Origin of the sequence: Rhodococcus sp. CX (assembly GCF_015865005.1) — a bacterium.
Taxonomy (GTDB): domain Bacteria; phylum Actinomycetota; class Actinomycetes; order Mycobacteriales; family Mycobacteriaceae; genus Rhodococcus.
The window spans coordinates 1-8,625 of sequence record NZ_JADZGH010000238.1 but is presented as its reverse complement, the minus strand read 5'-3'; the positions used below and the strand labels follow the sequence as shown (position 1 = coordinate 8,625).

General features: G+C 68.2%; 6 protein-coding genes. 5 read left to right on the top strand and 1 reads right to left on the bottom strand.

Features of this window, described 5'->3' with window-relative positions:
• The first annotated feature begins 205 nt into the window (after window positions 1-205).
• From I0Q12_RS26460 to I0Q12_RS26445, 5 genes are all read left to right on the top strand, one after another.
• A complete protein-coding gene (locus tag I0Q12_RS26460; RefSeq protein ID WP_197256264.1) occupies window positions 206-4,294 on the top strand; it encodes a bifunctional nitrate reductase/sulfite reductase flavoprotein subunit alpha in 4,089 nt (1,362 codons plus the stop codon).
• Window positions 4,295-4,397: 103 nt separating this feature from the next.
• Window positions 4,398-4,802: a TOBE domain-containing protein gene (locus I0Q12_RS34000; protein WP_307846544.1), complete on the top strand. Its 405-nt coding sequence runs from the start codon at window positions 4,398-4,400 to the stop codon at window positions 4,800-4,802.
• Window positions 4,799-5,584 carry a molybdate ABC transporter substrate-binding protein gene (modA, locus tag I0Q12_RS33995; protein ID WP_374068798.1) on the top strand — a complete coding sequence of 262 codons (786 nt, stop codon included), beginning with the start codon at window positions 4,799-4,801 and terminating at the stop codon, window positions 5,582-5,584. The genes I0Q12_RS34000 and modA overlap by 4 nt, the downstream gene beginning before the upstream one ends.
• Entirely contained in the window at window positions 5,581-6,381 is an 801-nt protein-coding gene (locus I0Q12_RS26450; RefSeq protein WP_197256260.1) for an ABC transporter permease, read from the top strand. Before modA ends, I0Q12_RS26450 begins: the two co-directional genes overlap by 4 nt.
• Window positions 6,378-7,436 carry a sulfate/molybdate ABC transporter ATP-binding protein gene (locus tag I0Q12_RS26445; RefSeq protein WP_197256258.1) on the top strand — a complete coding sequence of 353 codons (1,059 nt, stop codon included), beginning with the start codon at window positions 6,378-6,380 and terminating at the stop codon, window positions 7,434-7,436. The genes I0Q12_RS26450 and I0Q12_RS26445 overlap by 4 nt, the downstream gene beginning before the upstream one ends.
• A 12-nt stretch (window positions 7,437-7,448) precedes the next feature.
• Here the strand turns inward: I0Q12_RS26445 and I0Q12_RS26440 are convergent.
• Window positions 7,449-8,625 (bottom strand): DUF4185 domain-containing protein (locus I0Q12_RS26440; protein ID WP_197256256.1); only part of this gene is annotated, 1,177 nt, incomplete at its 5' end.

Below are 8,625 nucleotides of genomic sequence, written 5' to 3'. Positions count from 1 at the left end.
TCCGGCCGAGCCGGACAATCGTGACTCCGGCCGAGCCGGACAATCGTGACAGTTCGGGACTGTTTCGGGTACCTCACCCGGTCCCCCCTGATTTCGTGAGCCAGATGTCACGGGGGACTCATCCCTGTTAATGCCCCCGCAACACCGCATCAGCAGCATGGAACGCGGCCGGAATCGGACGGCCTGTTCACTCGAGGGCGGTGCAATGCGGGGCGACATCACGACGGTCAAGACTGCCTGCTCCTACTGCGGTGTCGGCTGCGGCATGGTGCTCGACGTCGAGACCGACGCCGTGACGGGCACACGCCGTGTCCTGAAGGCGTACGGCGACAAGGACCACCCCACCAACTTCGGCCGGCTGTGCACGAAGGGCGCCACCAGCGCCGAGATGCTGGCCGCCGGTGGCCGGCTCGAGACCGCGTACCGCCGCGGCGAACGCGGCGCCGACCCCGTGCCCGTTCCGGTCGCGGCGGCGATCACCGAGACCGCGCGGCGCCTGCGGAGCATCGTCGACACGCACGGCCCCGACGCGGTGTCGCTGTACGTGTCCGGCCAGATGTCCCTCGAGGCGCAGTACCTGGCGAACAAGCTCGCCAAGGGGTTCATCGGCACCAACCGCATCGAATCGAACTCGCGGCTGTGCATGGCCAGTGCCGGCACCGGCTACAAGCAGTCCCTCGGCTCGGACGGTCCGCCCGGTTCGTACGAGGACTTCGACCACGCCGACGTGTTCTTCGTGACCGGCTCGAACATGGCCGACTGCCATCCCATCCTCTTCCTGCGCATGATGGACCGCGCCAAGGCCGGCGCGAAGCTCATCGTCGTCGATCCGCGGCGCAGTGCGACCGCGGAGAAGGCGGATCTGTTCCTGCAGATCAAGCCGGGCACCGACCTGGCTCTCCTCAACGGGTTGCTGCACCTGATCGTCGAGAACGGGCACGTCGACGAGCAGTTCGTCGCCGAGTTCACCGACGGCTGGGACGCGATGCCCGATTTCCTCGCCGACTACCCGCCCGCGACGGTCTCGCAGATCACCGGGATCCCCGAGGCGGATCTGCGCACCGCCGCGCAGTGGATCGGAGAGGCCGGCAACTGGATGAGTTGCTGGACCATGGGGCTGAACCAGAGCACTCACGGCACCTGGAACACCAACGCCATCTGCAACCTGCACCTCGCGACGGGCGCGATCTGCCGGACCGGCAGCGGCCCGTTCTCGCTGACCGGCCAGCCGAATGCCATGGGCGGACGCGAGATGGGCTACATGGGGCCGGGTCTTCCGGGGCAGCGAACCGTGCTCGCGGAGGCCGATCGGGAGTTCGTCGAGGATGTCTGGAACGTTCCGCGCGGCACGCTGAGCACCACCGTCGGTGGCGGCACCGTGGACATGTTCGAGAAGATGGCGGCCGGTGAGATCAAGGCGTGCTGGATCATCTGCACCAATCCCGTTGCCAGCGTCGCGAACCGGAAAACCGTTCTCGAGGGTCTCGAGAAAGCCGAACTGGTCGTCACACAGGACGTGTTCCTCGAAACCGAGACCAACGCGTATGCCGACCTCCTGCTTCCCGGTGCCCTGTGGGCCGAATCCGAGTACGTCGCGGTGAACTCGGAACGGAACCTGACCCTCCTGCAGCAGGCCGTCGATCCGGTCGGCGAGGCCATGCCGGACTGGGAGATCATCGCGCGGGTCGCGTGCGAGATGGGTTACGCCGAGGCTTTCACGTACTCGAGTGCCGAGGAGATCTTCGAGGAACTCAAGGCCTTCTGGAATCCGCGCACCGGGTACGACCTGCGCGGCGTCACCTACGAGCAGCTGCGCAACACGCCCGTGCAGTGGCCCTGCCCGCCGAACGCCGACAGCGACCGCAACCCCATCCGCTATCTCAACGACGGGAACAGCCGATCGCTGGTCGTCCGGGAGGACGGCTCGGTGCCGCGCCTGGCGTTCGCGACCGACAACGGGCGGGCGGTGTTCTTCCCGCGCCCGCACATGCTGCCCGCCGAGATGCCCGACGACGACTACCCCGTCGTCCTGAACACCGGGCGTGTGCAGCACCAATGGCACACCTTGACCAAGACCGGGAAGGTCGCCAAGCTCGAGAAGCTGAATCCGAATCCGTTCGTCGAGATCAATCCCGTTGATGCGCAGCAGTATTCGATCGTCGACGGCGATCGGGTGGAGATCGCGTCGCGTCGCGGCCGGGCCGTACTGCCCGCCGTGGTCACCGACCGGGTGCTGCCCGGTACGGTGTTCGCGCCGTTCCACTGGAACGACATCTACGGCGAATACCTCGCGATCAACGCGGTGACCAACGACGCGATCGACCAGGCCTCGCAGCAACCCGAGTTCAAGGTGTGCGCGGTGTCGCTGACGAAGGTCGCCTCGGCTCCCGAACCGGAGAAGCCCGAGGTGCAGACGGCACCGGCCGTGGATCGTCTCGCCGCGGCCCTCGGAATCGACGAACAGGCCGTACCGGTCTTCGACGGCAACGAGCAGCTCTATCTGGCCGGGCTGCTCGCCGGACTGCGCAACGCGCCGGCCGAGGTGGTGCCGGTGCTTCCGGAGTCCGCGCCGTTCCCGGCCGCCAAGCGGGTGTGGCTCGACGGGCTGCTCGCGGGCCTGTTCTCGCACGCTCCCGTCGCGGTGCGGTACTCGAATTCCACGGTGCTGGAGGAAGATTCGTCCTCCGCGATCGTCGTCGCCTGGGCCTCGCAGACGGGCAATGCCGAGGAGTTCGCGCAGCTGTGCGTGGACCGTCTCCGGGCGGCCGGCCGGGCCGTGACCCTGATGGGGATGAACGACATGGACGTCGCCTCGCTCGCAGAGATCGAGGATCTGCTCGTCATCACCAGCACGTTCGGCGACGGTGACGCGCCGGACAACGGAAGCGCGTTCTGGAAGGCGCTGAGCCGGGAGGACGCGCCGAAGCTTCCCGGAACACGTTATGCGGTGCTCGCTTTCGGTGATTCCAACTACGACGACTTCTGCGGGCACGGTCGCCGGATCGACGAGCGGCTCGCCGAACTCGACGCGACCCGGCTGACCGAGCGCGTGGACTGCGAACCCGACTACCAGGACGCCGCTTTCGCGTGGCTCAACGGCGTCGAGGAGATGTTCCGGGGAACAGGGACGTCGGGAAGCATCTCGGGCGGCGCGCCGGTCGCGGTGCGCGAACCCGTGTTCACCCGCAAGTCCCCGCTCGTGACCCGGCTGATCCGCAACGTGCCGCTCAGCGGTCCGGGATCGTCGAAGGACGTGCGGCAGTTCGGATTCGAACTCTACGACCCGGCATTCGAATACGAGGCCGGTGACGCCCTCGGCGTGATGCCGACGAACGGCCCGGGCACGGTCGACGAGTGGCTTCAGGTGACCGCGCTCGACCCGGAATCGCCGATCGAACTCGGCGACATGCCGACGATCCCGTTGCGCGAGGCCGCCACCCGATTCCTCGACATCACCCGCGTGACGAAGGACCTTCTGCGTTTCGTCCAGAAGCAGAGCGACAGTGCGGAACTGGGCAAGCTGCTCCGTCCCGGCAACAAGATCGAACTGCAGCAGTGGCTGTACGGCAAGCAGGCGATGGACGTGATCTCGGAGTTCCCCTTCAAGGCCCCGATCGAGGAGTGGATGCCCATCCTCACCCGGCTGCAGCCGCGCATGTACTCGATCTCGTCGAGTCCCAAGACCGATCCTCGCGAGGTCCAACTGACCGTCTCGGTGGTGCGGTACGCATACGAAGGGCACGAACGCGCCGGTGTGTGCTCGAGTTTCCTCGCCGACCACAGCAAGGGCGTCGACATCCCGATCTTCGTGCAGCGCAGCCCGCATTTCCGTCCGCCCCCCGCCTCGGACACCCCGATGATCATGGTCGGGCCGGGAACCGGCATCGCCCCGTTCCGCGCGTTCCTGCACGACCGGCGCGAACTCGGGCACACCGGCGCGAACTGGCTGTTCTTCGGCGACCAGCGCTCGGACACCGACTACCTGTACCGCGACGAGATCGAATCGATGCACTCCGACGGTTTCCTGACGAACCTCGATCTGGCCTTCTCCCGCGATCAGCGGCAGAAGGTGTACGTGCAGGACCGCATGCGGGAGCACGGTGCCCGGTTGTGGAAGTGGCTGCAGGACGGCGCGCACTTCTACGTGTGCGGTGACGCGAGCCGCATGGCCAAGGACGTGGACGCGACGCTGCGCGAGGTCGTGCAGACCCACGGCCGTCTCGACGCCGATGCCGCCGACGCGTTCGTCGACAAGCTGGCCTCCGAGAAGCGCTACGTCCGCGACGTGTACTGAGCGGAATCCACCGTGGTCGCATCCACGGGTATATCCTCTGATCCGTGACGTATATGCGGATCAATGAGCTCGTGTTTCGGGCAGGTGCGGATCGGAGTCGACGGTGACGGCTCTCCGGATCCGCGATGCCGCGGCGCTGCTCGGGGTCAGCGACGACACCGTCCGCCGCTGGATCGACCAGGGTGTGCTCGAGGCGAGCAGGGACGAATCCGGGCGCAAGGTCGTCGACGGCAAGGTCCTGGCCGAATTCGTGCGGCATCAGGCGGACGCCGCCCCGGATCTGCTCGGCGTCGGCAGTTCGGCCCGCAACCGGTTCGTCGGCATCGTCACCCGCGTCGTCGCGGACACGGTCATGGCCCAGGTCGAGATGCAGTGCGGCCCGCACCGCGTCGTCTCGCTCATGAGCACCGAAGCGGTGAACGAACTCGGCCTCGAACCGGGCAGCATCGGGGTGGCCGTCGTCAAGGCGACCACCGTCATCGTCGAAACCCCCGGAGGGATGTCGTGAGGCGCGCGAGAATCGTTGCCGCCCTGATCGGTACCGTGCTGACACTGGCTGCGTGCGGCACGAGTGACGACTCGGCGTCGGAGACGACCGCATCCACCCCGGAGAGCGCCGAGACGATCACGGTGTTCGCCGCGGCCTCGCTGAAGGCGACATTCACCCAACTCGGCACACAGTTCGAAAGCGCCCACCCGGGCAGCACCGTCGAATTCAACTTCGCGGGATCGTCCGATCTCGTCGCGCAGATCACCCAGGGCGCACCCGCCGACGTGTTCGCCTCCGCCGACACCGCGAACATGGACAAGGCGGCCGAAGCCGGTGTGGTCTCGGGGGACCCGGTGAACTTCGCGACCAACACCCTCACCATCGTCACCGAACCCGGAAACCCCCAGGGCATCACGTCGTTCGCGGATCTGACCCGCCCGGGCCTGAAGGTCGTCGTGTGTGCACCGCAGGTACCGTGCGGCACTGCGACGAGCAGGATCGAAACCCAGACAGGGGTCGACATCCAACCGGTCAGCGAGGAATCGTCGGTGACCGACGTGCTCGGCAAGGTGACCTCCGGTCAGGCCGACGCCGGACTCGTCTACGTCACCGACGCCACGAACGCCGGCGACAAGGTCACCGCGGTGCCGTTCCCGGAATCCGCCGACGCCGTGAACACCTACCCGATCGCGCTGCTCGAGGAATCGCAGAATCCGCAGCTGGCGTCGAAGTTCCTCGAGTTCGTCACCGGCGACGACGCGCGGACGGTCTTCGCGGAAGCCGGTTTCGGAGCGCCGTGACCTCGAGGCCGGAAAGCCGGGCGGGCCTGCCGGGGTGGATCTACCTGCCGGCGGCCGTCGGGGGCGTGTTCGTCATCCTGCCACTGGTGTCGATGGTGCTGACCGTCGACTGGTCGCGGTTCCCCGAACTCGTCACCTCCGAGGCGTCGCTACAGGCGCTGGCGCTCAGTCTGCGCACCGCGACCGCCAGCACCGTTCTGTGTGTCCTGTTCGGGGTTCCGATGGCAGCGGTCCTGGCGCGCAGCACGTTTCGGATCATCCCGGTCCTGCGGTCGCTGGTGTTGCTGCCGCTCGTGCTGCCGCCGGTCGTCGGCGGTATCGCCCTGCTCTACACGTTCGGCCGTCGTGGGCTGCTCGGCGAATACTTCGAGGCGTTCGGTCTCCGGATCGCGTTCTCCACCACCGCCGTCGTGCTCGCCCAGACGTTCGTCGCTCTCCCGTTCCTCGTAATGAGCCTCGAAGGTGCCCTGCGTACCGCGGGCCGTCGCTACGAGGCCGTCGCCGCGACCCTGGGTGCGCGACCCACCACCGTGTTCCGGCGCGTCACCCTGCCACTCGTGCTCCCGGGCCTCGTGTCCGGCGCGGTCCTCGCGTTCGCTCGCGCGCTCGGCGAGTTCGGTGCGACCATCACGTTCGCGGGCAGCCTGCAGGGTGTCACCCGCACCCTGCCGCTGGAGATCTACCTGCAGCGCGAGACCGATCCTGATGCGGCGGTGGCCCTCTCGCTGCTGCTCGTGCTCGTCGCGGTCGCGATCGTGGTCGCCGCGCGGGGACGACGCATCGCAGGTGCACTGTGAGCGCCCTGCACCTCGAGGCCCGGATCGCGGCGCGCAACGTCGGCCTGAGCGTCGACGTCGAATCCGGTTGTGTACTCGCGGTTCTCGGACCCAACGGTGCCGGGAAATCGACGCTGCTGAACCTGGTTGCCGGGTTGTTGCGCCCCGACACCGGGCGCATCACCCTCGGCGACCGCGTCCTCACCGACACCGAAGCCGGCGTCGACGTGCCGCCGCACCGCAGGTCCGTGGCCATGTTGGCGCAGGAACCGTTGCTGTTCCCCCATCTCACGGCGATCGCGAACGTGGCCTTCGCGCCGCGCAGCACCGGCACGCGCCGGCGGCGGGCCCACCGCGAGGCGATGCGCTGGCTCGGGGCCGTCGATGCCACGGAGTTCGCGGATCGCCGGCCGCGCGAGTTGTCGGGCGGTCAGGCCCAGCGCGTCGCGATCGCCCGTGCACTCGCTGCACAGCCGCACCTGCTGATGCTCGACGAACCGATGTCGGCGCTCGACGTCACCGCCGCTCCCGCGATCCGCTCGTTGTTGCGGCGCATCCTGCGCGACCAGGACCGCACCGCACTCGTGGTCACCCACGACCCGCTCGACGTGCTGGCGCTGGCCGACCGGGTCGCGGTGATCGACGGTGGTCGCGTCGTCGAAACAGGTTCGGTGCGTGAGGTTCTCACCCGTCCCCGGAGCGCGTTCGCGGCGCGCATCGCCGGTGTCAACCTGGTCGCGGGCACCGTCACAGCCGACGGTCTCGACACCGAGTTCGGTCCCGTCCACGGCACCGTCGACGAGGGGTGCCGGCCCGGCGACCGCGCGGTCGCGGTGTTCTCACCCGTCGCGGTGGCGGTGTATGCCGAGGAACCGCACGGAAGTCCCCGCAACAGTTTCCGGGTCACCGTCGGTGATCTCGAGGCGCGCGGAGCCACGGTGCTGGTCCGTGCCGCCGGCACCGGTCTCGCCGCCGAGATCACCGCCGCCGCGGTCGCGGACCTGGCCCTCGAACCCGGTGCTCAGGTGTGGTTCGTCGTCAAAGCCACCGAGATCGGCATTCACCGCTCCGCGTGACGACGCTTCCCGTCACCCGCCGACGTGGGCGCGCATGAGGTAGACGTTGTAGCTGTCCCACTCCGACATCGTGAAGTACAGGTCGTCACCGCTCGACCACGGGTGGATGAATCCGCCGTAGGCCTTCGGGTAGTCGGAGGTGCGGACCAACACGGACGGGTCGGACCACTCCCCCTGCGCGACGGTGGCCTGGCGCAGCACGATGCTTCCCGCGACCGGGTCGAGGTAGCTCATCTGCCAGCGGTCGTGCTCGTCGTCGTAACGCACCGACAGTTCGGACGCGACGCCCGCGAACAGCGGCGTCGCGACATGTTCTGCAGCAGGCATCCATTCGCCGGCGACCCAGTACTGGTACGCGGTCGGGTTCAGGACCTCGGCGGTGGGAACCCGGGCGAGCCCGACGGTGCCGATGCGCCCGTTGGGGGTACCGAACATGTAGACGTGATCGCCCTGCGGCACCATCGTCGCGACCTGGAACCGGCCGACGCCGAAGAAGTTGTCCCACCGGGCGTGCTGGTCCTTCGTCCACGTCTGCCCGTGGTCGTCGGACCAGGCGATGCCGCCCAGGTTCGTGTACCACATGCCGGGGATCTTGCTCCACCGCCGCACGGACATGTAGCTGAGGTACTGCCGGTCACCGATGGCGAATCCCGACGTGGGGATGACGGTGGTCTCGTAGTTGTGCACGTGCCGCGAATCGAGGATCTCGGCGGCGTGGCAGGGGCTGTCCTGGACCATCGAATCGATGGTCATGCCGTCGGACAGGTCGGTGTCGGTGCTGAAGGCGAGGACGTTGCTGCGCCAGTCACCGCCCGCACCACCCGGGGGCTCCCATTCGTGGCCGAAGGTGTCGCCGAACGCGACGGCCACCTCACCGGGCGCCGATTCCCAGAAGATCCCGAGATCGGTGCCGTCGACCTGCCAGCGCGAGTCGGTGCGGTTCTCGGAGCCGTGACCGGTCAACTGCGACACCAGGGAAACCTCGCCCACTTCGGGTGCGTTCAGGCGTGCGACGGCCGCCCCGGGCTCGACCGGCGGGGCGACCGGATCCGGCGCCGGCTGCGGCGGCGGCGCCTCGCCACCGGGAACCGGGACGGGGATCGTCTCGGGCTGCGGATCGATCTCGATGCGCGGGAGGAAGGAGGACCCGCTGCTGGATCCGCTCGAGCGGCTCGAGCGGATCCAGCAG